Source organism: Sphingomonas olei, assembly GCF_045369765.1.
Taxonomy (GTDB): Bacteria; Pseudomonadota; Alphaproteobacteria; order Sphingomonadales; family Sphingomonadaceae; genus Sphingomonas; species Sphingomonas panaciterrae.
Map to the genome: position 1 here is coordinate 36734 of NZ_JBIQEU010000010.1, position 23582 is coordinate 60315.

The following is a 23582-nucleotide window of genomic DNA, read 5'->3' on the forward strand; positions in this document are numbered from 1 at the left end:
GATCCACCCTGTCTCTAAAGGCGCGATCATGCTGACGCTCGACCCAGAACAGACCGCCGCTCGCCAATGGTTCGAGCATCTGCGCGACCAGATCTGCGCCGCGTTCGAGGCGATCGAGCGCGAGGCAGGATCGGAGGCCAGCTTCACCTACACGCCCTGGGATCGTCACGACCCGTCGGGCGAGCCGGGCGGCGGCGGCGTTCGCGGGGTGATGAAGGGCCGCGTGTTCGAAAAGGTCGGCGTGAACGTGTCCACCGTCGGCGGGACGTTCGAGAGCGAGTTCGGCAAGACCATCCATGGGGCGGGCGATGATCCGCGCTTCTTCGCGACCGGCATCAGCCTGGTGGCGCACATGGCGAACCCGCACGTGCCGGCGGTTCACATGAACACCCGCTTCCTCGTCACCACCAAGCGGTGGTTCGGCGGCGGCGCGGATCTCAACCCGCCGCTGCCAATCAGCGAGGACACCGAGGACTTCCACGCGGCGCTGAAGACGGCGTGCGACGCGCACGATCCGGATCATTACCCGCGGTTCAAGAAATGGGCGGACGATTATTTCTACATCCCGCACCGGAAGGTTCATCGCGGTGTCGGCGGCATCTTCTACGACCATCTGGAAGGCGCGTTCGCCGACAATTTCGCGTTCACGCAGGATGTCGGCCGTGCCTTTCTCGACATTTACCCGCAAATCGTGCGGCGGCGCATGAACATGCCCTTCACTGATGCGGAGATGGCAGCGCGCAACGAATGGCGCGGGCGCTATGCCGAGTTCAACCTCGTCTATGACCGCGGGACGCTGTTCGGCCTCAAGACGGGCGGCAACATCGACGCGATTCTGATGAGCCTGCCACCGGTCGCCACATGGGGCTGACGCCCGTTCCTGATGACCAACTGGCCACCGTCGTCACGACGCTGGAGATGACGACGCGGCCGCCGCTACGGCCGCTGCCCTCGTCTCCCCTGCGAATCTTTCGCTGGCGGCAACCGGGCGCCGACGCCTACCGAATCCTGTTCCGCCGGGTTGGCGCGCCCTGGCTGTGGTTTTCGCGGCTGGTGATGGACGACGCCACGCTGCTGCCGATCATTCAGGACCCGCGGATCGAAGTCTATCCGGTGATGGATTCGATGGGGATCGAGATCGGTTTTGTCGAACTCGACTTTCGTCAGCCGTCGGTTGGCGAGATTTCCTATTTCGGATTGGTCCCGGAACTGACCGGGCGTGGCCACGGCCGCTGGCTGATGGCGGAGGCGCTGCTGCGCGCCTGGCGGCCGGGGATCGAACGGCTCACGGTGAATACCTGCACGCTCGATCACCCGTCAGCGCTCAATTTCTACCGCGCGCAGGGCTTTGCCCCGATCCGGCGAACGGTGGAGACGTTTGCCGATCCGCGGGTCGCCGGGCTGCTCCCCGCGGACGTCGCGCCTCACATCCCGCTGTTGACCCCGCGGCGATAGACCACCGTTCCCACCATCAGGATCGCGATATTGTAGATCGTGGTCGCGGCGGTCAGCAATATCGCCACCATGGCGATCAGGAACCGGTTCTCATGCTCCGGCTGACGCAGCCAGGTGTCGAGCGGGAACAGCGGGCGAACGATGATCCACTGCGCCAGAAACAGCGACACGACCGCGCCCAGGATCGCCCAGGCAGGCTTGGCAGTGAGACGCCAGCTACGACCGATGGCGCGCGCCGCGCTTAGCTCAGGCGCCGCAGCCAGCGCCGGCAGCGCCGCGATCAAGCGCGCCTGAAAATAGAGACCCGGAAAGACGAACAGCCACAATCCCAGCCCGACGGGAATGGCGATGAGCAGGTTGAGCAGCACGAATCGCCACAGGCGTCGGACGGCGGCGCCAAGGCTGCCGATCACTGTCAGCCGGTCCGGCGACAGCAGCAACAATGCGATCGCCGCCAGGCCGATCATCCCGATCAGGTCCGCCAGCACGTAGAAAAAGGCGTTACTGTTGCCCCAGGCGGATACGGCGTTGATCCACTGCTCCATGGCAGCTTCATCGCCGCGCTCGGTCGGCAGTGCCGGCAGCGGGTCGCACAGCAGCTGGACCGCCAGCGCCGGCAGGAAGATGAGCGGCCCGGCAATGCGCAGGATGAGGTCCGCATCGCGGCGGAACACCCGCCAGGCGTTGGCCAGCAGGTTCATGAAAGTAGGGGTCACGCAGCGTCCTTAACATCACGCGCGGCAAGGTAGAACTGGCCGGAAAAAACCGACTGGATGATCCCGAAAAGCGCCGTAAGGGCCGCCGTCGTGATCGCCACCGCCAGCGCCACCAGGCCAGGCTGATCCGGCCCCACGATCAATCGCGTGATCAGCCCGGCCACGTTGGTGGCGGCCACCACCGCGACGAGGCAGACGATCCCGAACAGGATCAGCACGCCGATCAGCTTCCATGTGCTCCCGCGCGTCAGCTCGAAACTGCGGCGGATCGCGCCCAGGCCGCGGCGTTCGTTCACGATTACCGCCAGCAGCGGCACGAAGCGCGCGGTCACCCAGAACATCAGGGCGAAGAACAGGATGAAGTACAGCCCGGCGGCGGCCGCCACCCCGAGGTTCAGATTGGCCTGCGCCTGCCCAAGCTGCGCCCGAGTCACGTCCAGCCCCGCCGCCACCATCAGCAGAACGCCGGGCATCACGATCAGCAACGCCGCCAGCGTCAGGAGAAGGACGATCCCGATTGCCGGCCCAAGGCGCTGGATGCCCAGCGCGGCCGCGCGCGGACGATCGACGTTAGGATCGGTGGCAACCGCCGTGATCGCCAGCGTGCCAACGGTCGCGAGCAGCGACACCATCAACGACAGGATCGCGGTTCCGCTACCCGGCTGGCCGGGGGTCTCGGCCATGGCATCGACGCTCGCCTGCACGACGGTGGGCGCGAACAGGAACACCAATGCAAGTGACAACAGAATACCGAGCCGTCCGGCGATGACCGCCTTTGTGCGGTCCCACACCGTTCCCATGCTGATCATCAATCGACTCTGCTGCTGTTGCGACGGGTAGACGCTACTCGATCGGACGAATGGTTGCCAATCGCCCTGCCCGGTCGCATCTGCTCCAGTGCGATGGACATCAACGATCTCGAATGGCGGGTGACGCCGGGGCTGACCGACTATTCTGCGGCACTGAAGGAGATGGAGGCGCGGGCGGCCGCTGTCGCTGCGGGCGAGGCGCGCGAGCTTGTCTGGCTCCTCGAACATCCCCCCGTCTATACGGCCGGGACCAGCGCGTCCGCCGACGAGTTGCTCGACGCGCGCTTTCCCGTCATCGATGCGGGCCGCGGTGGCCGCTACACCTATCATGGGCCTGGGCAGCGGATCGGCTATCTCGTCCTGAACCTGGCGGAGCGTGGGCGCGACGTGCGCTGTTTCGTCCACGCACTGGAAGGATGGATCATCGCCGCTTTGGCGCAGATGGACATTCCCGCATTTCGCGCCGAGGGCCGGATCGGGATCTGGACCCAGGACGCGCAGGGCCGCGAAGCGAAGATCGGCGCAATCGGCGTGCGCGTGCGCCGCTGGGTGACGATGCACGGCTTCTCCGTGAACCTTTCGCCCGATCTGTCGCACTTCACGGGGATTGTGCCCTGCGGCATCGCCGACTATCCCGTGACCAGCGCCGCGGCGTTGGGGGCCAGCCATGATATTGAAACCTTTGATGCTGCGCTGGCGTTGACGAGCCGCGCTTTCCTCGAAAGTCTAACTTGTTCGCGTAAAATCGAGACTTGAGGGGGCGGCGTTCTCTGACTAATATCCAGTCTGATTTGGGTATTAAGGATCCGTCCGCCGTCCAAATCCTTTATCTAGGGAGCTATCCATGCGTGCTATCTCGAAGATCCTGACCGGTTCGGCCATCGCGGCTGCAGCGCTCGCCGTGTCGGCTTGCGGTTCCAAGACCGAAACCAACGTCGACAACACCACCATCACTGATCTGAACGCCACCGAGGGCATGGACACCATGACCGACAACATGACGGCGGTTGACGGCGCGATGAACGACGGCATGCTGGCGAACGACACGATGCTGTCGAACGACATGATGATGATGAACGGCACGAACGCGATGTAATCATCGCGTCTCTGACGTGATTTAATGGGCCGCCTGGGCAACCGGGCGGCCTTTCTGATTCGGGCGTCACAAATTCGACCGGCCGTGCATGATCTGTGTTGGAGGTTCGGTCCAAAAGGCGTAAGAATCCCGCGCGTTGCGAGTAGCGGGGAGTGGTATCAATGGTTGGGTTGCGGGTCTTCGGTGCGAGCGTGGTCATGGCCGCGCTGGTCGCGTCGGCGCCGGCGTCGGCGCAGTTTTTCATGAAGTCCAAGGACCTTTCCGGTCAGGCTGTCCGGGGGGATGAGCCGGGCATTGCGCAGGCACTGCCCGGCGCGACCGAGAAGGAGGTCCGCGCGGCCCTCACCTGGACGCTGCGTGCCGGCATGAATGTCGCCGCGCTTCAGTGCCAGTTCGAACCGACGTTGCTAACGGTCGAGAATTACAACGCAATCCTGCTCGACCATCGGACCGAGCTGAAGGATTCGTACGATACGGTTTACGACTACTTCAAGCGCACGCACAAGACGCCAAAGGCTGCGCAAACGGCGTTCGACCAGTTCGGCACCAAGACGTATTCGAGCTTCAACGCGATCGCGGCGCAGTACAACTTCTGCCAGACCGCCGGTTCGATCGGCCGTGCGCTGATCTATGCGCCGCGCGGCAGCTTCGCTGCGGTCGCGCAGGAGCGGATGCGCGAGATGCGCAATAGCCTGTCGCCTTGGGGTGAGCAGCAGTTCCCCCGCTCCTTCTATGCGGAATCACGCGTCCCGCGGCTCGACAAGGTCTGCTGGTCAAAGAAGGGCGAGTGGCAGACGAAGAAGTGCGGCTCGCTCGATTTCCCGCCGCCGGTGGCCGCAGTGAGCCTCGCGCAGCGGTAAGCCTCAGGCTTTGCCAGGATCTGGACGGCGCCGCAGCGATGCGGCGCCGTTTTCATTCGGCAGCTCCGATTGACGATCACACCGGTACGAAGGCGTTCTGGCTGCGGTCCTTGCGCACCTTGGCACCGTCGAACACGGTTCCGTTCATCGCGATCCAGACGCCTGGCGGCGCCACCTGCGCGGTGGCGAATGCCATGCCGAGATTGAAGGCCGCGTCGCTCTCCGCAAAGCGCGCCGGCGACAATGCGCCGACCAGTACGACCGTTTTCCCTTCCAGCCCGCTCAGCGCCTGCGCCGTCTCGGTCATCGTGTCGGTGCCATGCGTGATGACGATCCGGTCCTCCGGCGCGTGTGTGACGGCGTCGCGAATGGCGGCGCGATCCTCATCGGTCAGTTCCAGGCTGTCCTTGCGCATCAGGCCGACAATGCGGTGGGGCAGCGTCACGCGCGCGGTGTGGAGCAGCCGGTCCACCACCGTGTCGCCGATCTGATAGGTGCTCAGCGCATCGAAATAGAGCTTGTCGATGGTTCCGCCGGTGGTGAGGATCAGCACTTGAGTCACGGGCAACACTCCGCCGTTCTGTTAACGAGCAGCGCCATGACCCAAGTTGCCGGCGATCGAAAGGCCCCGCGTCCCGGCGACCGATATCACGCGGCGAAGCGCGCCCGCGCTGGCGCCGGGTTGGAAAACTCCATGCTGTCGTCCACCGATCCGAACCGCAAGGCCATGACATCAAGGGCGTAATTCTGATTCAGCCGCCACGGCTTGCGGTTGCCCTGCTTGGGCAGTTGGTCTGCCACCCGCTGGATGTAGCCCGACGAAAAATCGACGAAGGGCTCGACGCCCACCGGCTCGGCGCCGATGCGCGGAGTGGCCTGCCGCATCCCCCGCTTCTTCATCGTGTTGAGGACGCGGCACAGGTACATGGCGACCAGATCCGCCTTCAACGTCCAGGATGCATTGGTGTAGCCGAACGTGAAGGCGAGGTTGGGAATGTCGGAGAACATCATCCCCTTGTACTGCAGCGCCGCGGACAGATCCTTGGTCTCCCCGTCAACGACCGGCGCGATGCCGCTGAGCAGCTTCACCTCCAGCCCTGTCGCCGTCACGATGACGTCCGCCGGCAGCGTGCGACCGGACTGCAATTTGATCCCGTCCTGCGTGAACCGTTCGATCGTGTCGGTCACGACCTCCGCCTTGCCCGCCTTGATCGTGTCGAACAGGTCGGCGTCAGGCACCAGGCACAACCGCTGGTCCCAGGGATTGTAGCGCGGCGTGAAATGGGTTGCGACGTCGTAATCAGGCCCGAGATGCTCGCGCACCTGATCGAGCAGCTTCTGCTTCACCTTTTCCGGCTTCTTGCGGGTCATGCGGTAGAAGACCATGCCGAACAGCACGTTCTTCCACCGCGTGATGCCGTAGGCGGCATGTTGCGGTAGCTTCGCGCGCAGCCAATTGGCCATGGAATCCTGCGCCGGCCGCGACACGACATAGGTCGGCGATCGCTGCAACATCGTCACGCTGGCCGCACGTTTCGCCATCTCCGGCACTAGCGTTACCGCCGTCGCACCGCTGCCGACCACGACCACGCGCTTGCCGCTGTAGTCCAGGTCTTCGGGCCAGAATTGCGGGTGGACGATCGTCCCCGCGAAGTCTTCCTGCCCGGCAAACTGCGGCGCGTGCCCACGCTCATAATCATAATAGCCGGAGCACATGTGCAGGAAGTTGGCGGTGAAGCTTACCGGTCCCTCCGGCGTTTCCGCGGTCACCGTCCAGCACGCATCGGGGGTGGACCAGGACATGCCGGTCACGCGATGATTGAACCGGATGCGGCGATCGATGCCGCCTTCCCGTGCCGTATCCTCGATATATTCGCGGATCGACGGGCCGTCGGCGATCGCCTTCGCCTTGGTCCACGGCCGGAAGTTGTAGCCCAGCGTGTGCATGTCGCTGTCGGAGCGGATGCCGGGATACCGGAACAGGTCCCACGTCCCGCCCATCGCCGCGCGCGCCTCAAGGATCAGATAGGATCGGTTCGGGCAACGCCGCTGCAGGTGATGCGCGGCGCCTACGCCGGACAGTCCGGCCCCCACGATGATGACGTCGACGTGTTCGGTCATGGCCGATCCTCTCCTTGTGCCCGAGCGTACCGCAACACGCCGGGCGGGGAAAGGACCAGACTTACTCGCGTGTCAGTAAGTGGCGGCCACCAGATCGCTGATGATCCGTTGGCCGCCGCCTCCCTCAATAATCCTTGGAGTAGCGCAGCTGCGCATTCGATCCGCCGAACGATCCCGCCTGGGTCAGCAGGCTGAGCGAACGGCTGAGCGCAATGGTCAACTGCGTGGCGGTGAAGCCGCGGGCATCCGTGACGATCTCGATATAGATATCGTCGGTCAGATACTTTCCGGCGGCAAGCGCCGTGCCGAGCCCAGCCGCATCGTCCGCGCCGAGGATGCGCAGGCGATCGAAGCCCGTGGCCGACCGAAGCTTGCCCAGCGGGTTCAGCCCGCCTCCCGACCCGCGCAGCGAGTTGAGTGCGGATGCGAGTTGCAGCGCCTCGATCGCCGACAGATTCTCCGGGTTGGTGCCGAACAGCAACCGGCTCAGCACCTCGTCCTGCGGCAGCGAGGGCGTGGAGGAGAAGGTGATCTGCGGCCGCTGGCCCGTGCCGGCGATGTTGATGGCGAAGGTAACGCCGTCGTTCACCGTGGTCGCGCGTATATCGATATCCGGGTCGGTCATCGCCCCGCCGCGGAAGCGGACCCGGCCCTGTTCCAGGTCGAAGCGCTTGCCGGCGAAGGAATAGGTGCCGCGCACCAGATCCAGCCCGCCGGTGATCAGCGGCGCCGCGGACGTGCCGCCCACCTTGATGTCGGCCTCCCACTCGCTCTCCAGCCCCATGCCGGAGACGAACAGCTGGTTGTCGGCGCGAATGCGGATATCGAGGCGGAACAGCCCCATGGACTGCGGTTCCGCCGCCGCCGGCCGATCGGTGATCCGCGCCGGACGAATGTCGCTCTTGCGGCGAACGCCCGTCAGCTCGGGCACTTCCGCCGACCCCTGGCGGATGATCTGGTAGCGCGCCTCGGGGATGGTGAGATCCGCCTTGATCAGCCCGCCGCCACGCCCGTTGGTCACCGACAGAGTGCCGGTGGCGGTCGCACCCAGCGAATCCGACCGGGCGAGCCGTGCGTCGTTCAGCTGGGCATCGATCTGCATCGGATACCCCTGATCCGCCGCCAGGCTGACATAACCCTGCGCGCGCACGGTTCCGTCGCCCGCCCGCCCCGTCAGGCTGTCGAGCTGCAGCCGGTCGTTATTGAACCGCGCGCGGATCGCCATGTTCGACAGGCGCGTACCGTAGGTTTCATTGTCATAGGTCAGATTGTCGGCGCGGATCAGGCCGTTCAGCTGCGGCGCCGAAACACGGCCGCCGAAGTCCGCGGCGACGACGATCGGCCCGGTCAGCTGCTGGTGCGCGAGGCCGCTCAGGCTGAATAGCACGCCCGACGGGCCATTGTAGCGGATGCCGCCGCTCAGCGGGGCGGCCATCAGGCGCGATGCCCAAGATCCGCCGGTGCCGAGCGGTCGCAGGAACGCCTGCAACCGGCCGACCGTCGTCGAACCGCGATTGATCAGCGCACGCGCCTCGGCACCGCTTCTCGACAGCCGGCCGGCAAAGACGACGTCCACCGGTTCCGACACCGTGGCTAGGCTGGACCGCTGGAAGCCGGTGATCGTCATCCGGGCGTCCGCCTGCGGGAAGGCTTCGGCGCTCGCCTGGACGAAGTCCAGGCTGCCCGTCGCCTTGCCGCCAAGGCCGAGGTTCGGGACCAGCGCATTGGCGATCGACAGGTCGAGGCTGTCGAGACGCATCTGCGCACTGAGCCCGTCACCATAGGAGCCAGCAATGCGCAAACGACCTTGGTCAAAGATGATCTGGGTCGGCGCCAGCCGGTACACGCCCGCATTGTTGGTGATGCGCGCCGGATTGCCGGTGCGGAAGTTGATGTTGTTGGCCTGTCCCTGCAACGCCACCAGATAATTGTCGGGCGACAGACGGGCGTTAGCGGCCAGTCGGAACGGCACGCTGTTGGAGCCGGTGAACAGGGCCTGTGCCGTCCCATTGCCGCCGGCGTAATTCACCTTCACGCGGCCGCTCTCGATCACCGTTGGGCCATAGCGCAGGTCCGCAACCTGGGCGTCCGCGATCACTTGGGGCTGATCGTAGAGGACGACATTGGCCTTCACGATCGCGCGGCCGATGACGAAGTCGACGTCGCCGGGGAAGCGGGCCGCATTGGCGCGCGCGTCGATCGCAGCCGTCTGATAGCGTCCCTGCCCGCCCAACTGGACGGTGCCTCGCGTGCCCGAGCCGGCAAACTGCACGCGGCCGGCGAACGGCCCCGCCGCGGTCTGCACCACGCGTCCGGCGAAATTGACCCCGGCAAAGATGACCCGGCGGATGTCGATCGCCAGCTGCGATCCCGGCGTGACCAAGACGTCGGCATTGAACGGACCATAGGTGGTCCCGCCCGTCGCGGTCACGGCATAGGCGCCGTTGCGGCCGACGATACGCGCGTTGAGGTCGGCAAGGCCGATCCCGACGCCGGGGCGCGGCGCGCGCAGGTTCACCACCGGCGCGGCAGCGCTTCCACTGACCCGCGCGAACAGCGAGCCATATTGGTTGGAATAGGCGTCGGCCGACACCGCGACCGCACCGGTATTCAGGTCATAACGCCCCTCGCCCCGCGTCACGCGGAACAGCGGCGCCGTCAGCTTCATGTTGCGGAAGGTGACGATTCCGTCGGTATCATAGCCGAAGTTCGTGAAGGCGACGGCGTTGCCGCCGAGGAAGCTGCGCGCGCCGTCGTTGAAGATCTGGCGCGTTTGCACGCCCACGCGACCGACGATCCCGAACCCGCCATTGGGCTTTGTCACCAATTCGGCATCGGTCGTCAGGTTGAGGATGCCGACACTCTCGACCCGGAAATTGTTGACCCGGCCCTTGAGCGCGCCCGTGTACCGGCCGGTTTCCATATTGGCGGCGATGATCGCGGTCGCATCGATCGTGTCGGAGCGGATGCGCAGATTGTCGGAGAGGATCTGCGGCATGTCGATCGCGATATCGCCATCTAGCCGGACGTTAGTCGTGAGGCCACCCAGTGCAGGGTTCAGCCCGGAAATGCGCCGCGCACGACCATGGACGGGCACCAGGATGCGATCCGCATCCACCCGTGCCAGCCCCTCGGCATACAGGTTCTCGACCGTGGTTTCGGCAAAGCCCAGCGTGGTCGCACGCAGCTTATAGTCCACCGTTGGCGTCGCGAAGGCGCCGTTCAGCACTACTCGTGCCAGCACGTCCCGACCACGCAGATTGGGGGCGATGGCGCCCGGCGTCAGCAGCTTGGCATCGACCGCGAAATTGCCGAAGCGGCTGTTCGCCAGGTCGACGATGCCGCCGCCGTCCACCGCCAGCGCGCTGGAGCGCAGCTTGAACCGGGTATCCGCACGCCGCTCGGCGAGCGTCGAATCGATTGCTACGTCGAGCTGCGGCGCGGTCAGTCGCTCGACCGGCCCTTCAAGATACAGCCCCGGCCGGGTCGTGCCGCGCACCTCGATATGCCCGTCGCGGGCCGACAGGTTGAGATCCGCCAGACGCCCGCCGCCGAGCGTCGCGTTCAACTTGCCCTGCCACGACTTCCAGCTGCCGCGACCGTCGATCGTGGCGGTAAGCGGCGCCTTGGTACCGGCCAGGCCGGAAACGAGGCCGCCAGCGGGCGCGAACAGGCGCGCGTCTATCGTTAGCTTGTTGTCGTCGGGAACCGCATCCAGCCGTAGGCGAAGCGTATCGCCACCGGCCACGCCCGGTCCCCGCAGCGCCCCGGCATCCACCGTCAGCTGGGCACGCCGATCGGCAATATGCGCCGACCCGTCGATCCGCGCGATGTGCCGCCGACCGGCCACCGGCGGCTCCATGACGAAGCGAGCCACGCGCAGCCGATCGATATCGATGTCGAGATCGGGCAGCAGTGGCGCGTTCGGGTCGCTCGGCTGCGGGATCAGTTCGGGATTGCGCGCCATCGTGATGAGCTCGCTCTGCAGGCTCTTCACGTTCACGTGATTGATGAGGAACGCGAACGGCCGCCAGTCCACGTCAAGGCGCGGCGACACAATGAACACGCCCTTCGGATCGCTTACGCGAACATCGGTCAGCACCATCCGCCCGTACAACGACCCGTCGATCCGGCCGACCTTGATGTTGAGGCCGCCAGCCGTCGTGTAATTGCCCAACTGGTTGGCGACGAAGCGCCGCCCGGGATCGGTGTTGATGCCGAAGACGATCGCCAGCAGCAGCAGCACCAGCGCCGCCAGTGCGATGCCGATCCATTTGACGACGCGCTGCCAGAGCGGACGACGCTCGATGATTACCTCGGTGGTGGGCGCTGTGTTGTCCTCGACCATCAGAATGCCTGCCCGATCGAGACGTACAGCGCGACCTTGGGATCGCCCGGCCGCGGATTGAGCGGGGTGGCGACGTCGACGCGCAAGGGTCCGAAATTGGTGTAGAAGCGCCCGCCGATGCCCGCGCCGAACCGCAGGTCAGACGCATTGGGGAACGTGCTTTCATAGGCATTGCCGGCGTCGATGAACGGCACGATGCCGAAATTGCCGAACCGGTAGCGCGCCTCCAGCGAAAATTCGTTGATGCTTCGTCCCCCCACCGGGCGCAGATCGGCGAGGTTGATCTCGCCGTCCTCGTTTGGCTTCAGCGACGATACCGGCTCGAGCGGCCCGAGACGCTGATAGCCGTAGCCGCGGACCGATCCGCCGCCGCCACCATAATAGCGCCGCGACGGCGCCAGATCATCGCGCGAGATGCCGAAGATCGATCCCGCCCGCGCGCGGCCCGCGATCACCAGGCTGTCGGTGACCGGGTAATAAGCTGTCGCCTCCAGCATGGTGCGCGCATAGGGCCGCACCTGCCCATGCACCGATGCCTCCGGGCTGACGTTCAGCTTGAGGCGGAAGCCGCGGGTGGGGTTGAGCAGGTCGTTCGACCGATCCCACACGGTCTGCATCGGGATCGCCGCGATGCCATAAGTGCGGCGCACGCGCTCGTTCAGGTCGAAGTCAAAGACACTCTCGTTGGTCGCGATCAGCTCGCCGCCGAACGCGTAGGTGAATTGCTTCTGCCACAATGGCGTCGATTCATATGCCCAGCGCGCGAAGAGCGAACCGGTGTAGGAATCGAATGCATCATAATTGGAATGGCTGGCGGTGATGCCGGTGAAGAAGCTGCGATCGCGGCGCCCGGCATTCTGCCGCCGGAACGTGGCCGCCGCGCCCTGTTGCTGCGTGCCCGCCACTGCGGCGAGGATCAAGGCGCCCTCCGGCGGGAACAGGTTGCGATGGGTCCAGCCGCCTTCCAGTTTGACGCCCTCACCCGTGCCGTAACCAGCACTGCCCGCCAGGCTGCGCCACGGCCCCTTGGTCTGGCGGACCATCATGTCGATCTGCTCGGTCCCCTCCGGGCCCGGCCGTCCGGTTCGCACCGGTTCGACGCTGATCGTGTCGAACAGGCCGGTCGCGATCAGCGCCTCGCGCAGATCGTCGCGCAGCCGCTGGTCGTACAATTCGCCCTGCTTGAACCGCGGGAAGATGCTGAGATGGTCGAGGTCGAAGACGTTATCGCCCTCGGTCTGCACCACGCCGAAGGACGATCGCGGCCCGGTATCCACCGGCAGCGTGTAATCGCCCGTCATCGTCTCGTCGTCGAGCAGGATGTCGCGCTCTCCTACCTCCACGAACGGATAGCCCCGCTGCGGCAGCACGAGCGAGACATTTGCCTCTGCCCCCTGCACGCGCGCGGCCTCGATCGGGTCGCCGGTCTTCAGGGGCAATTGCTCGCGCACCAGATTGGGCGGCACCGTCGGGTTCGCGACCACGGTGATGGTGCCGAGCTTGAATATCGGTCCCGGCGTCGCGGTCAGGACCACGCGAAGACGGCCCGGTTCGTTGGGGATCGTCTCCAGCACCATCGACGCGGTGCCATCATAATAGCCGAGCGACTTCATCAGCCGGACGGCAAGCTGTTCGTCCTCGCGCCCGCGCGCATTTACCTGCGTCGCATTGGCCGCCTTGCCGCCGCCTTCGCGCAATGCAGACAGCGAATTGAACTCATCCTCCAATCCGATGTCATTCAACCCGCGGACCACCGTCTCATACCGGATCTCGGGTGCATCGCTGTCCGTGACGTCCGCGGCGGTCTGCAGCGGCACCGTGTCGGTCGCGCTGAGCGGCGGCAACGGCTGGTTCAGCGCCGGGTCCTCGGGTGCGGGCGGCGGGATGGTGGCGGTTCCATTGATCGGCGCGGCAGACGATCCGTCGGGTGACGGCTGAACGGTCTGCGGCGGCATCGGCTCGAGCGGCGCATTGATATCGCCGGAGAGCGACGGGAGCGCGGCGTCGAATGCCGCATCGGGCACGATGGGCTCGTTCCCTTGCGCATTCTGCGGTGCCGTCGCTGATTTGGGTGCGTCAGGTCCAGTTGCAGGGGCGGTCCCCGGCTTTGCCATCTGCCCGCTCGCTGCCGCTGAAGATGCAGCAACCAGCGCTACCGCGAGCCACCGATGACACCCCGAATTGAACCGCACAAACGCCCCTTCTCAACCTCGGGACGTCCGATTTTTCGAATCCCCCCTCATGGCCCAACGCTTTGTTGAACGATAAGTTTCCGCACCGTAACCGGTGCGACAAGTTGCGACATGTTCAGGGTGGCAACCCCGCTTGAAAGCGATTACGCGACAGGCTTAACGATGCCACTGGGCTGCCGCACCGGAGCGGCCGCTTTCTGCGGAGATCATGGTCAATGTATCGAGCGAAAGTTCGTGCACTCGCGTGTGCCCGGTCGGCTAATGATCTGACGAGCAAGCAGGATTGATGCGGTTGATAGAGGTGCGAACGCTCGCGTTGGTCAGCGCGGTGGCTCTGGCGGCGTGCAGCAGCGGCGGCGACACCGGCAATCAGGGCGCCGGAACCCAGGGCAAGGCCGCGGGCAAGGGTGACGGCGGGCAACCGCCGCAGGTTGGCTATGTCGTGGTCCAGCAGACCCGTGTCCCGCTGATGACCGAACTGCCCGGCCGGACCTTCGCCTACCAAAGCTCCGAGGTGCGCCCTCAGGTTAGCGGCGTCATCCAGAAGCGGTTGTTCAAGGAGGGCTCCCTGGTGCGGCAGGGGCAGCCGCTCTACCAGATCGATCCGAGCCTGTACCGCGCGGCCGTGAACGAGGCATCGGCCGCGGTGCAAAGCGCGCAGGCGACGGCGGCCGCCGCACGTGTGCGTGCCGAACGCTTCCGTCCGCTCGCGGAGATCGAGGCAGTCAGCAAGCAGGATTATACCGACGCGGTCGCAACCCAGCGTCAGGCGGAGGCGAGCATCGCGCAGAACCGCGCCCAGCTGGAAACGGCGCGCGTCAACCTGCGCTTTACCACCGTTCCCGCCCCGATCACCGGCCGGATCGGCCGGTCGCTGTTCACCGTCGGTGCGCTGGTGACCACCAGCCAGGCGGACCCGCTGGCGACGATCCAGCAGCTCGACCCGATCTATGTCGATATCCAGCAATCCGCGGCCGACCTGTTGCGGCTGCGCCGGCAACTCGCCAGCGGTGGCGCATTGCCGGCCAGCGCCGCCGTCCGCCTGAAGCTGGAAGACGGCAGCGATTATGGTCGCACCGGCTTTGTCGAATTCTCCGAAGTGGTGGTCGATCAGCAGACCGGCACCGTGACGATGCGCGCCCGCTTCCCCAATCCGGACGGGCTGCTGCTGCCGGGCATGTTCGTGCGTGCCGTGTTCGCTCAAGCGATCGAGGCCAACGCCTTCCTCGTGCCGCAGCAAGCGGTCGCGCGCGATCCGCAGGGCAATGCGACCGTGTGGGTCGTCGATGCCAACAACAAGGCCGTGCAGCGCACGGTGCAGACCGTCCGCGCCGATGGCGCGAACTGGATCGTGACCGGCGGGCTTAATCCCGGCGATCGCGTCATCACGCAGGGCACCGCCCGCCTGAGTCCCAACAGCACGGTACGTCCTGTCCCCGCCTCGGCGCCGCAGCAACCCAAGCCCCCCACGCCCGAACAGCTGAAGCAACAGCAGAAGGCGAAGGGCGGCTGAGATGTCGCGCATCTTCATTGACCGTCCGATCTTTGCCTGGGTTCTTGCCATCATCGTCATGATGGCGGGTGCCGGTGCGATCATGGGCCTTCCCATCGCGCAATATCCCGACGTGGCGCCGCCGCAGGTGTCGATCCGCGCCACCTATCCCGGCGCGAATGCGGAGACGATCGAGAACTCGGTCACCCAGATTCTGGAGCAGCAGCTGACGGGAATCGACGGCCTGCTCTACTTCGCCTCGTCGTCCAGCTCGCGCGGCTCGGTGTCGATCACTGCGACGTTCGAAAAGGGCACCGATCCCGATATTGCGCAGGTCCAGGTCCAGAACTCGATCCAGCAGGCGCTCACCCGCCTGCCGGCGCAGGTGCAACAGCAGGGCGTCACCGTGCGCAAGTCCAACCCGGACTTCCTGATGATCGCCGGCGTCTATGATGAGAGCGACCGGATGACCAACCGGGACGTCTCCGACCTGATGACCTCGACGCTGCAGGACCCACTGGGCCGTGTGCAGGGCGTCGGCGACACCAATGTCTTCGGTTCGCAATATGCCATGCGCATCTGGCTCGATCCGGCGAAGCTCGCGAGCTTCCAGCTGATGCCGGGCGACGTGGTAAGCGCGATACAGACGCAGAATACCGAAGTCGCGGCGGGCGAGATCGGCGGACAGCCGATGCCGTCCGACCAGATGCTGAATGCGACCGTCACCGCGCAATCGCGTCTCCAGACGCCGCAGCAATTCCGCGACATCATTCTCAAGACGCTGCCATCGGGCGCCACCGTGCGCGTCGGCGATGTCGCGCGGGTGGAGCTCGGCTCCGAAAACTACAATGCCAGCAGCCGGATCAACGGCCATCCGGGCGCCGGCATCGCCATCCTGCTCGCGCCGGGCGCCGACGCGCTGACCACCGCGGAACTGGTGAAGGCGGAAATCGCACGCATCGCCAAAACCTATCCGCCCAACATCAAGGTCGCCTACGCCAACGATTCGACGGACTTCATCAAGCTGTCGATCGACGAGGTGGTGAAGACGCTGATCGAGGCGATCATCCTCGTCGTCATCGTCATGTTCGTCTTCCTGCAGAGCTGGCGCGCGACGCTGATCCCGACGATTGCGGTGCCGGTCGTGTTGCTCGGCACCTTCGCGGTCTTCTATCTGGCGGGCTTCTCGATCAACACGCTGACCCTGTTCGGGCTGGTGCTGGCGATCGGTCTGCTCGTCGATGACGCGATCGTGGTCGTGGAGAATGTCGAGCGTCTGCTTGAGGAAAATCCCGACATGACGCCGCGTGAAGCGACGATCGAGTCGATGAACGAGATCACCGTTGCGCTGATCGCGATCGCGTTGGTGCTCTCCGCGGTGTTCCTGCCGATGGCGTTCTTCGGCGGGTCGACCGGCGTGATCTACCGCCAGTTCTCGCTGACCATCATCTCGGCAATGGTGCTGTCGGTTGCCGTGGCGATCGTCCTGTCGCCCGCCCTCACGGCAACGCTGCTGAAGCAGCGCCACAAGAAGGATGAGGACCACCGCGAAGGTCGCTTCGCGCGCCATTTCGGCTGGGTCAGCGACCGGCTGGACCGCGCGAGCCACTGGTTCAACACCAGTTTCGAGCGTGCGACCGAGCGATATGTCGCTGCCACCCGCCGCGTCATCGATCGCAAGTGGCTGTTCGTCGGCATCTATCTGGTGATCGTCGCACTGCTCGCGGTGCTGTTCCTTCGCCTTCCCACCGGCTTCTTGCCGACCGAGGATCAGGGCGGCACGCAGGTGCAGTTCCGCCTGCCTGCGGGCGCCACCCGTGCCCGCACCGAGGAAGTGCAGAAGGCAGTCGAGCATTATTTCCAGGAGTATGAGAAGAACAACGTCCGCACGATGCTGACCGTCGCCGGCGGCGGCGGTGGCGGCGCTTCCGGGCAGAATACCGGTCAGGGCTTCATCTCGCTGACCGATTGGGCCGACCGCAAGGGCAAGGAAAACTCGGCCGACGCGATCGTCGCGCGTGCCGCAGCCGCCTTCCGCGCGTTCCGCGATGCGCAGGTGTTCGCGCTGGTCCCGCCCGCGATCCGTGGCCTCGGCCAGTCCGAGGGCTTCACCATGGAGCTTCAGAATACCGGCGGCCTCAGCACCAAGGAATTTGCCGCCGCGCGCGACAAGCTGCTCGCGATGGCGAATGCCGATCCGAAGCTGTCAGGCGTGCGCCTGTCCGAACTGCCGGACATCGGCACGCTGCGCGTGAACACCGATCCGCAACGTATCGCAGCGCTTGGCCTGTCGCAGACCGACGTCAACACGACGCTGTCGACCGCCTGGGGCGGCCGCTACGTCAACGACTTCGTCGATCGTGGCCGCGTGAAGCGCGTGTTCGTGCAGGGCGACGCACCCTATCGCGACAATCCCGATTCGCTGAACCAATGGTTCGTGCGCGGCGCGAACGGGCAGATGGCGCCCTTCTCCAGCTTCGCGTCGACCAGCTGGTCGCAGGCGCCAACGACCGTGTCACGCTTCAACGGCATCCAGTCGTTCGAATTCCAGGGTTCGGCGGCGCAGGGTGGCAGCTCGGGTGACGCAATGGCGCGGATCGAGGAACTCGCGCGACAGATCCCGGGAACCAGCGTAGCCTGGGCCGGCATCTCCTATCAGGAACGCCTGTCGGCGGGCCAGGCCCCGCTGCTCTACGGCCTGTCGATCATCGTGGTGTTCCTGTGCCTCGCCGCTTTGTACGAAAGCTGGTCGATCCCGCTGGCGGTGCTGCTCGTCATCCCGGTCGGGTTGATCGGCGCAGTTGCCTTCGTCACGCTGCGCGGCCTCACGAACGACGTGTACCTCCAGATCGGCCTGCTCACGACCATGGGGCTCGCGGCGAAGAACGCCATCCTGATGATCGAATTTGCCGAGCAGGAAGAGAAAAAGGGCGCGCGCGTCATCGAAGCGGCGCTGACCGCAGCGCGCATCCGCCTTCGCCCGATCCTGATGACCAGCCTCGCCTTCATCTTCGGCGTGCTGCCGCTTGCCATTTCCACCGGCGCTGGCGCGAACAGCCGCATTGCCATCGGCACGGCGGTGATCGGCGGCATGTTCACCGCGACGGTGCTGGCGATCTTCTACATCCCGTTGTTCTTCGTGCTGGTGCGTCGCGGCTTCCGTGACGGCATGGCAAAGCTGCGCGGCGAGGAACCCGGCCACCGCCCGCCTGAAGACAATAATGTGCCCCCCAAGGGCACACCGCAGCTGGAGCAATCGTGATGCGCCTCCTCCTGCCGCTTCTGCTCGGCACCGCGCTCGCCGGATGCGGCATGGCGCCCAAATATGTGCGACCCGACCTTCCGGTCCCGGCGTCGTGGCCGACGGGCGACGCCTATCTGCAGCAGAGCGAGGCCGCGCTGCCCAGCGTCACCTATCGTGACATCTTCCGCGACCCACGGGTGCAGCGTCTCATCGACCAGGCGCTCGCGAACAATCGCGATCTTCGCGCCAGCGTCGCCAATATCGAGGCAGCGCGTGCGCAATACCGCATCCAACGTGCGGAGCTGTTCCCGCAGGTGGACACCGGCGCCACCATCACCCGGCGCGAGATCGGCCGGCAGGCGGCGGGCGGCAATTTCGCCGTCGGCGGCACCACTTATCAAGCAACATTGGGAACGAGCGCGTTCGAACTGGATCTGTTCGGCCGTGTCCGCTCGCTCAGCGACGCCGCGCTCGCGCGTTATTTCGGTCAGGAGGCCGCTGCACGCGCCGTCCGCCTGACGCTGACCGGCGATGTTGCCAGTGCCTGGCTTACCTATGCCGCGGACCAGAGCCTGCTGAAGATCGCGCAGGACACCGCCGCAGCCGCACGGCGGTCGGTGGACCTCACCCGCGCGCGCGTGTCTGGCGGCATTGCGCCGCGCACCGACCTGCGCCAGGCGGAGCAGATCCTGGCCACGGCGGAAGCCAATATCGCCAGCCAGCGCACCGCGCTGGCGCAGGATATCAATGCGCTGCAACTGCTCGTCGGCGCGCCGATCGATCCGGCGCTTCTGCCCGCCTCGATCGAGGAAGCCGCCGGCACAGTGGCAGAGCTGCCCGCGGGCCTCGACAGCCAGGTCCTGCTGCGCCGGCCCGACGTGGTGCAGGCCGAATATGATCTGCGCGCCGCCAACGCCGAAATTGGCGCTGCGCGCGCCGCGCTGTTCCCGCGCATCTCGCTGACCGGGCTGTTCAGCTTTGCCAGCACGGCGCTCTCCTCGCTGATCAGCAGTGACGCGTTGACCAAGACCGCGACCGGCAACATCGCCTATCCAATCTTTGCCGGCGGCGCGGCGCGAGCCGGCGTGGAGCAGACCCGCGCGCAACAGCAGGCCGCGCTTGCCCGCTACGAAGGGACGATCCAGACCGCGTTCCGCGAGGTTGCCGATGCGCTCGCCCGCCGCGGCACTATCAGTGATGAACTCGCCGCGACCGAGCGGTTCGCCGCCGCCGCGCAAGACACCTACCAGCTGTCGAACGCGCGCTATCGCGGTGGGGTGGAGCCGTTCCTGACCACGCTGGACGCGCAACGCTCGCTCTATGCGGCGCAGCAGCAGCTGGTGCAGACCCGCCTGATCCGCGCGACGAATTTGGTGACGCTCTACCGCACGTTGGGCGGTGATTCGCAGCTCGCGGTCAACGCGGTGGGCGCCGTCCCTGCCCCGGCCCTGGTGGGCTCATCCGCGCCGAATCCGCGGTGACCGGCACGTAATCCTCACCATATAGTCACGATTAAGCGGCTGCGCGGCAGAACCTTGTCCGGTTCTGTCCGTTGTTCGCGGACCCTGAGGAGACGCAGACGATGGCCAATGATGCGGCGGACACGGTGGTGGCGCCGCCCTCCCCGCTGTTGGCGCTTACCGAACTGCCCCGCGCGCTGCTGGAGTTCGGCATGCTGCCCTGGGCCGCCCCGGCGCTCGCCAGCGTCCCGCATGGCGACGGTCATCCCGTCCTCGTCATCCCCGGCTTCAACGCCTCGGACAAGTCGACGCGAATCCTGCGCTTCTACCTTCGCCGGCTCGGCTATGACGTTCACGGCTGGGACCTCGGGCGCAACCGGGGCCCGCGTTCGATCGGATCGGAGGGCGAGAAGCTGATCGCCCGGCTCGAGGCGATCCACGCTGCCGAGGGGCGCCGCGTCAGCGTCGTCGGCTGGAGCCTGGGCGGGATCATGGCCCGCGTGATCGCCCACCGTCGCCCGGCCATGGTGCGGCAGGTCATCACCCTCGGCGCGCCGTTCTCTGGCACGCCGCGATCGACGCGGGTGTGGCGGATCTACGAATATCTGTCGGGGCACAAGATCGATGACCCGGTGGCGCTTGGCTATATGGGCGAGGCCGCGCAGCAGCTGACGGTCCCGTCCACCGCGATCTGGAGCCGGGACGACGGCATCGTGCCCTGGGCCAATTGCGTCGAGCCGCATTGCGCCACCACCGACAATATCGAGATCTTTGGCAGCCACTTCGGCATGCCGGTCAATCCTGCCGTCCTCTATGCGGTGGCCGACCGGCTCGCCCAGCCGGAGGACGATTGGAAGCCGTTCGATCGGCGCGGCCTGCTACGCGCCATGGCGTACCCTACCGTCGGCCACGCCTGATCCCGCGCATCTTACGGGATCGATTGTCCGCGCCAGATCACCGGCGCGGACAATCGAACGCGTTAGCGATCAGTCCGCCTTGCGAGCGGTCTGTCCTGATTGGGTCGGGCCATAGAGCGCCGCATTGAACAGGAACTTGAACGACGGATAGGGCTGGCCGCGCTGCGTCACTTCATTGGCGAGCAGGTAAACCTGGCCCTGCCCCAGTGTCCCGTCGATCACGGTGGCCGTGCCGTTCAGTGCCTTCTGCCCCCAGGCCCAGCCAGACCGCAGCGGATCGTCGCTGGCGAACCACGCCACCCGCCGCACACCCGCCTGCCCCGGCACCGCGGCATAGGTCGGATTGTTGTTGTAGAAGATGTCGAGCGTCTCGGGGAGGCCGTACGCCAGCGGGTCGCTGGGATCGACCTTTGCCTGCAACACTGAACCCGGCACATAGAATTTGGTGCTCGGCAGTGGCACGCGCTTGCCCGATGCATCGACACTGGTCAGCGCATTGTAGACAGGCAGCCCCATCTCGGCCCCGAGACGTGTTGCGCCGCCGACTGCGATCACGGTACCGCCCGCCTTGGCGAAGGCAGCGATCTGCGGCACCGTCTTCTCGCTGGTGATATGACCCAAGGTAGCGCGCCATTCGGCCGGCAGGTCGGCGGCATCCGGCTGCTTCTGTGGCGGCCGCCCCTCGCGTCCCAGGACGTCCGACTGGAACACCAGCACGTCATATTTTGCGTTCAGTCCGCCCTTGTCGAGCTCCTGCGGATAGACCCGCGTGTAGGGGAATTCGTACTTCTCGAAGATCCAGCGGTTCCAGCCCGACGCCATCGAGCCGCCATAATGGTCCACCAGCCCGATCCGCACCGGCTTCAGCTTCACCGCGTCGCCAGCAGGCTTGGCGGTAACGGCATGCGCATCGATCCCCAGCGTCCTGACCGCACCATCGACAATGCCGCTCGCAGCGCCGCCCGCCGGGATCCACAAGGCGCCGGGCGCCAGCTGCTCGCCGCCCACGGTCACACCCTGGCTCAGCCAGTACACCGGCACTCCGGCCTTCAGCAGCCGATTGGTCAGGATGAAGCTGTTGTTGGTCGCATGGCTGACGACATAACCCGCCCCACCGTCGCCGATCACGCGCCCGGCCGGCGGAGTCTGGATCACATCGGTGACTTGCGGGAAATGCTGCGGCGCGCCGTCGAGCAGGCGATCGAACGTGACGTTCATCTGATACGCCAGCGTGTAGCCGGTGATGTCATACGGCCGGATCGGCGGCCCGCCCGGATAGGCGAAGTCCTGCGGATGGTCCTGCGGCTCAAACATGTCGAGCACGTGCGGGCGAAACGCCTGGTCGGACCGCACAATGTACGAGCCGGCGGCATAGCGTTTGCCGCCATAGCTGAACGGCTTGTCCGCCCGTTCCACCTCGACCCCGGTCTTGATCAGCGAGTTGAGGAAATCCACCGTGGTGGGCAGATCCGCCTGCTTGTCGACCGGCAGCACGAACGCGCGCGGCGCGCGATATTGTGGATCGCGCAGGATCGTCTGGTACAGCGTGGAGGGCACGATATCGCGCGTGTTATACCCGGCCAGATCGTCTAGCGCGCTACCGCCGCTCTCCTTCTTCAGCCGCTCCGCCGCCGCCTTGACCGCGTCGATCCGCTTGGGTGTGACAACCCAGCTATCCTCGCTACCCTTCTGGATCTGGTTTCGACCCATGACGTAGCGGTTGAACAGCACCGTCTCGCGGTTGCGCGAGGCATAGTCGAGGATCGCCCGCGACATTTCCTTCACGTAATCGATCGACTGCTGGAAGTGCCATTTCTGCGGCGCGATCGTCATCACGCCATCGGATGTGGCGAGCTGCTTCGCCGGCACGAGCGGGATTTCCATCGGCGTCGGGCTGCCGATGATCTCGGTCAGGATGCCGACTTGATTGTGGAAATAGCCGACCGTGCGGACGCCGCCGTTGAACCAGGTCGAATAGGGCGCGCCCGATCGCGAGACTGACCCGCCCTTCCCCTGCGCCACCAGCCGCGCATGCATCGCCGTACCCACGGCATCCGTCTGGTTGATGACCAGCGGCTCGTTGTTGAAATTGTACGGATCGCGGAAGGGCGGGATGAACACCACCGTGCCACCGGCCCGGTCTGATGCTGGTTATAGAGGATCTGGGGGAACCACTCGCGATAGGCCGCGCGGTTCATGTTGGTAGTCTCGGGCTGGTGCGAGGCGTAGCTGTCGCGGTTGTTATCGTGCCCGACGTACTTCTGGTAAAGCACGGGGATCGTGTTCGTGCTGCGTTTCGCCTTGTCCGCGAGGCGCATGTACCAGTCGGCAACGAGGTCCAGCCCGTCCGGGTTGGCGAACACATAGAGCCCGATCGTGTCGTTCAGGATGCGCATCGTCTCGGGGTCAGTCCGCGTCAGCATTTCGTGGATCAGCTGAACGTGGCTTTGCGCGTTGACGACTTCGGTCGCATGCAGCCCGGCGTCGATCCACACGACGGCCTTGCCCTGGTCGGCCAGCGCTTTCGCCTGATCGTCGGTCAGCCCCTTGGCCAGCGCGAGCTGCTGCGCAATGCCGCGATAACGATCAAGGTTGCGGATGTTCTCTGGCGACGAGATGATCGCCATATATTGTTCGCGACCCTCGGCGGTCTTGCCGATGCTCACCAGCTTCATCCGGTCACTTTCCTGTGACACCTTCTGAAGCCACTCGCTGATCTGCTTGTAATTGGCGAGGAAATAGTCGGAGCCCGGCTTTGCCTTGAGCACCGCGACCGGGTCGGTCACGGTCCGCGACTGGGCGGTTGCCGCGCCGCTGGCGAAAACGATCGACAGCCCTGTGGCTGCCAGCATCAATGCACGCATCGTGATCT

General features: G+C 65.6%; 16 protein-coding genes. 9 read left to right on the plus strand and 7 right to left on the minus strand.

Going from position 1 to position 23582, the window contains the following annotated elements; genetic code table 11:
- Positions 1–28 precede the first annotated feature (28 nt).
- A complete protein-coding gene (hemF, locus tag ACH0BU_RS12070; protein ID WP_500264060.1) occupies positions 29–871 on the plus strand; it encodes an oxygen-dependent coproporphyrinogen oxidase in 843 nt (280 codons plus the stop codon).
- Complete coding sequence (locus tag ACH0BU_RS12075) at positions 862–1455, plus strand: GNAT family N-acetyltransferase (RefSeq protein ID WP_500264061.1); 594 nt, start codon at positions 862–864, stop codon at positions 1453–1455. The genes hemF and ACH0BU_RS12075 overlap by 10 nt, the downstream gene beginning before the upstream one ends.
- Here ACH0BU_RS12075 and ACH0BU_RS12080 read toward each other — a convergent pair.
- The gene (locus ACH0BU_RS12080) at positions 1425–2171 is read right to left on the minus strand and encodes a hypothetical protein (protein WP_500264062.1); all 747 of its coding nucleotides are present in this window, start codon (positions 2169–2171) and stop codon (positions 1425–1427) included. The genes ACH0BU_RS12075 and ACH0BU_RS12080 overlap by 31 nt on opposite strands.
- The gene (locus ACH0BU_RS12085) at positions 2168–2980 is read right to left on the minus strand and encodes a glycerophosphoryl diester phosphodiesterase membrane domain-containing protein (protein ID WP_500264063.1); all 813 of its coding nucleotides are present in this window, start codon (positions 2978–2980) and stop codon (positions 2168–2170) included. Before ACH0BU_RS12085 ends, ACH0BU_RS12080 begins: the two co-directional genes overlap by 4 nt.
- Positions 2981–3073: 93 nt before the next feature.
- On the opposite strand from ACH0BU_RS12085, the gene lipB reads away from it, so the two are divergent.
- The 3 genes from lipB (at position 3074) to ACH0BU_RS12100 (ending at position 4936) form a co-directional block, all read left to right on the plus strand.
- The gene (lipB, locus tag ACH0BU_RS12090) at positions 3074–3736 is read left to right on the plus strand and encodes a lipoyl(octanoyl) transferase LipB (protein WP_500264092.1); all 663 of its coding nucleotides are present in this window, start codon (positions 3074–3076) and stop codon (positions 3734–3736) included.
- Between the two features lie 88 nt (positions 3737–3824).
- Positions 3825–4076 carry a hypothetical protein gene (locus tag ACH0BU_RS12095; protein ID WP_046410108.1) on the plus strand — a complete coding sequence of 84 codons (252 nt, stop codon included), beginning with the start codon at positions 3825–3827 and terminating at the stop codon, positions 4074–4076.
- A gap of 161 nt (positions 4077–4237) precedes the next feature.
- Positions 4238–4936, plus strand: coding sequence for a hypothetical protein (locus tag ACH0BU_RS12100; RefSeq protein WP_500264064.1), 699 nt, complete (start codon positions 4238–4240; stop codon positions 4934–4936).
- A 76-nt stretch (positions 4937–5012) separates the two neighbouring features.
- Here the strand turns inward: ACH0BU_RS12100 and ACH0BU_RS12105 are convergent, their stop codons facing one another.
- The 4 genes from ACH0BU_RS12105 to ACH0BU_RS12120 all read right to left on the minus strand — a co-directional run bounded on the left by ACH0BU_RS12105 (position 5013) and on the right by ACH0BU_RS12120 (position 13519).
- Positions 5013–5504 carry an asparaginase domain-containing protein gene (locus ACH0BU_RS12105; RefSeq protein WP_046410105.1) on the minus strand — a complete coding sequence of 164 codons (492 nt, stop codon included), beginning with the start codon at positions 5502–5504 and terminating at the stop codon, positions 5013–5015.
- An 80-nt stretch (positions 5505–5584) separates the two neighbouring features.
- Entirely contained in the window at positions 5585–7057 is a 1473-nt protein-coding gene (locus tag ACH0BU_RS12110; RefSeq protein ID WP_334654703.1) for a flavin-containing monooxygenase, read from the minus strand.
- A gap of 124 nt (positions 7058–7181) precedes the next feature.
- Positions 7182–11405 carry a translocation/assembly module TamB domain-containing protein gene (locus ACH0BU_RS12115; protein WP_500264065.1) on the minus strand — a complete coding sequence of 1408 codons (4224 nt, stop codon included), beginning with the start codon at positions 11403–11405 and terminating at the stop codon, positions 7182–7184.
- A complete protein-coding gene (locus ACH0BU_RS12120) occupies positions 11405–13519 on the minus strand; it encodes an autotransporter assembly complex protein TamA (protein ID WP_500264066.1) in 2115 nt (704 codons plus the stop codon). Before ACH0BU_RS12120 ends, ACH0BU_RS12115 begins: the two co-directional genes overlap by 1 nt.
- 364 nt (positions 13520–13883) lie before the next feature.
- On the opposite strand from ACH0BU_RS12120, the gene ACH0BU_RS12125 reads away from it, so the two are divergent.
- The 4 genes from ACH0BU_RS12125 (at position 13884) to ACH0BU_RS12140 (ending at position 20710) form a co-directional block, all read left to right on the plus strand.
- Positions 13884–15110 (plus strand): efflux RND transporter periplasmic adaptor subunit, encoded by a 1227-nt coding sequence (locus tag ACH0BU_RS12125; protein ID WP_125944444.1) that lies wholly within the window; start codon positions 13884–13886, stop codon positions 15108–15110.
- Position 15111: 1 nt separating this feature from the next.
- On the plus strand, positions 15112–18351 hold the full coding sequence (locus tag ACH0BU_RS12130) for a multidrug efflux RND transporter permease subunit (RefSeq protein ID WP_500264067.1): 3240 nt from the start codon (positions 15112–15114) through the stop codon (positions 18349–18351).
- Positions 18351–19814, plus strand: coding sequence for an efflux transporter outer membrane subunit (locus tag ACH0BU_RS12135; protein WP_500264093.1), 1464 nt, complete (start codon positions 18351–18353; stop codon positions 19812–19814). Before ACH0BU_RS12130 ends, ACH0BU_RS12135 begins: the two co-directional genes overlap by 1 nt.
- Positions 19815–19915: 101 nt before the next feature.
- Entirely contained in the window at positions 19916–20710 is a 795-nt protein-coding gene (locus tag ACH0BU_RS12140; RefSeq protein ID WP_136452016.1) for an esterase/lipase family protein, read from the plus strand.
- Between the two features lie 1910 nt (positions 20711–22620).
- Here ACH0BU_RS12140 and ACH0BU_RS12145 read toward each other — a convergent pair.
- Positions 22621–23574, minus strand: a complete 954-nt coding sequence (locus ACH0BU_RS12145; protein ID WP_500264068.1) for a M14 family zinc carboxypeptidase — start codon at positions 23572–23574, stop codon at positions 22621–22623.
- Positions 23575–23582: the final 8 nt, after the last annotated feature.

Coding starts and splice junctions, on each gene's coding strand:
- hemF (WP_500264060.1), top strand. CDS start 29: ATGCTGACGCTCGACCCAGAACAGACCGCCGCTCGCCAATGGTTCGAG.
- ACH0BU_RS12075 (WP_500264061.1), top strand. CDS start 862: ATGGGGCTGACGCCCGTTCCTGATGACCAACTGGCCACCGTCGTCACG.
- ACH0BU_RS12085 (WP_500264063.1), bottom strand. CDS start 2,980: ATGATCAGCATGGGAACGGTGTGGGACCGCACAAAGGCGGTCATCGCC.
- lipB (WP_500264092.1), top strand. CDS start 3,074: ATGGACATCAACGATCTCGAATGGCGGGTGACGCCGGGGCTGACCGAC.
- ACH0BU_RS12095 (WP_046410108.1), top strand. CDS start 3,825: ATGCGTGCTATCTCGAAGATCCTGACCGGTTCGGCCATCGCGGCTGCA.
- ACH0BU_RS12100 (WP_500264064.1), top strand. CDS start 4,238: ATGGTTGGGTTGCGGGTCTTCGGTGCGAGCGTGGTCATGGCCGCGCTG.
- ACH0BU_RS12110 (WP_334654703.1), bottom strand. CDS start 7,057: ATGACCGAACACGTCGACGTCATCATCGTGGGGGCCGGACTGTCCGGC.
- ACH0BU_RS12115 (WP_500264065.1), bottom strand. CDS start 11,405: ATGGTCGAGGACAACACAGCGCCCACCACCGAGGTAATCATCGAGCGT.
- ACH0BU_RS12120 (WP_500264066.1), bottom strand. CDS start 13,519: ATGGCAAAGCCGGGGACCGCCCCTGCAACTGGACCTGACGCACCCAAA.
- ACH0BU_RS12125 (WP_125944444.1), top strand. CDS start 13,884: ATGCGGTTGATAGAGGTGCGAACGCTCGCGTTGGTCAGCGCGGTGGCT.
- ACH0BU_RS12130 (WP_500264067.1), top strand. CDS start 15,112: ATGTCGCGCATCTTCATTGACCGTCCGATCTTTGCCTGGGTTCTTGCC.
- ACH0BU_RS12135 (WP_500264093.1), top strand. CDS start 18,351: ATGCGCCTCCTCCTGCCGCTTCTGCTCGGCACCGCGCTCGCCGGATGC.
- ACH0BU_RS12140 (WP_136452016.1), top strand. CDS start 19,916: ATGGCCAATGATGCGGCGGACACGGTGGTGGCGCCGCCCTCCCCGCTG.
- ACH0BU_RS12145 (WP_500264068.1), bottom strand. CDS start 23,574: ATGCGTGCATTGATGCTGGCAGCCACAGGGCTGTCGATCGTTTTCGCC.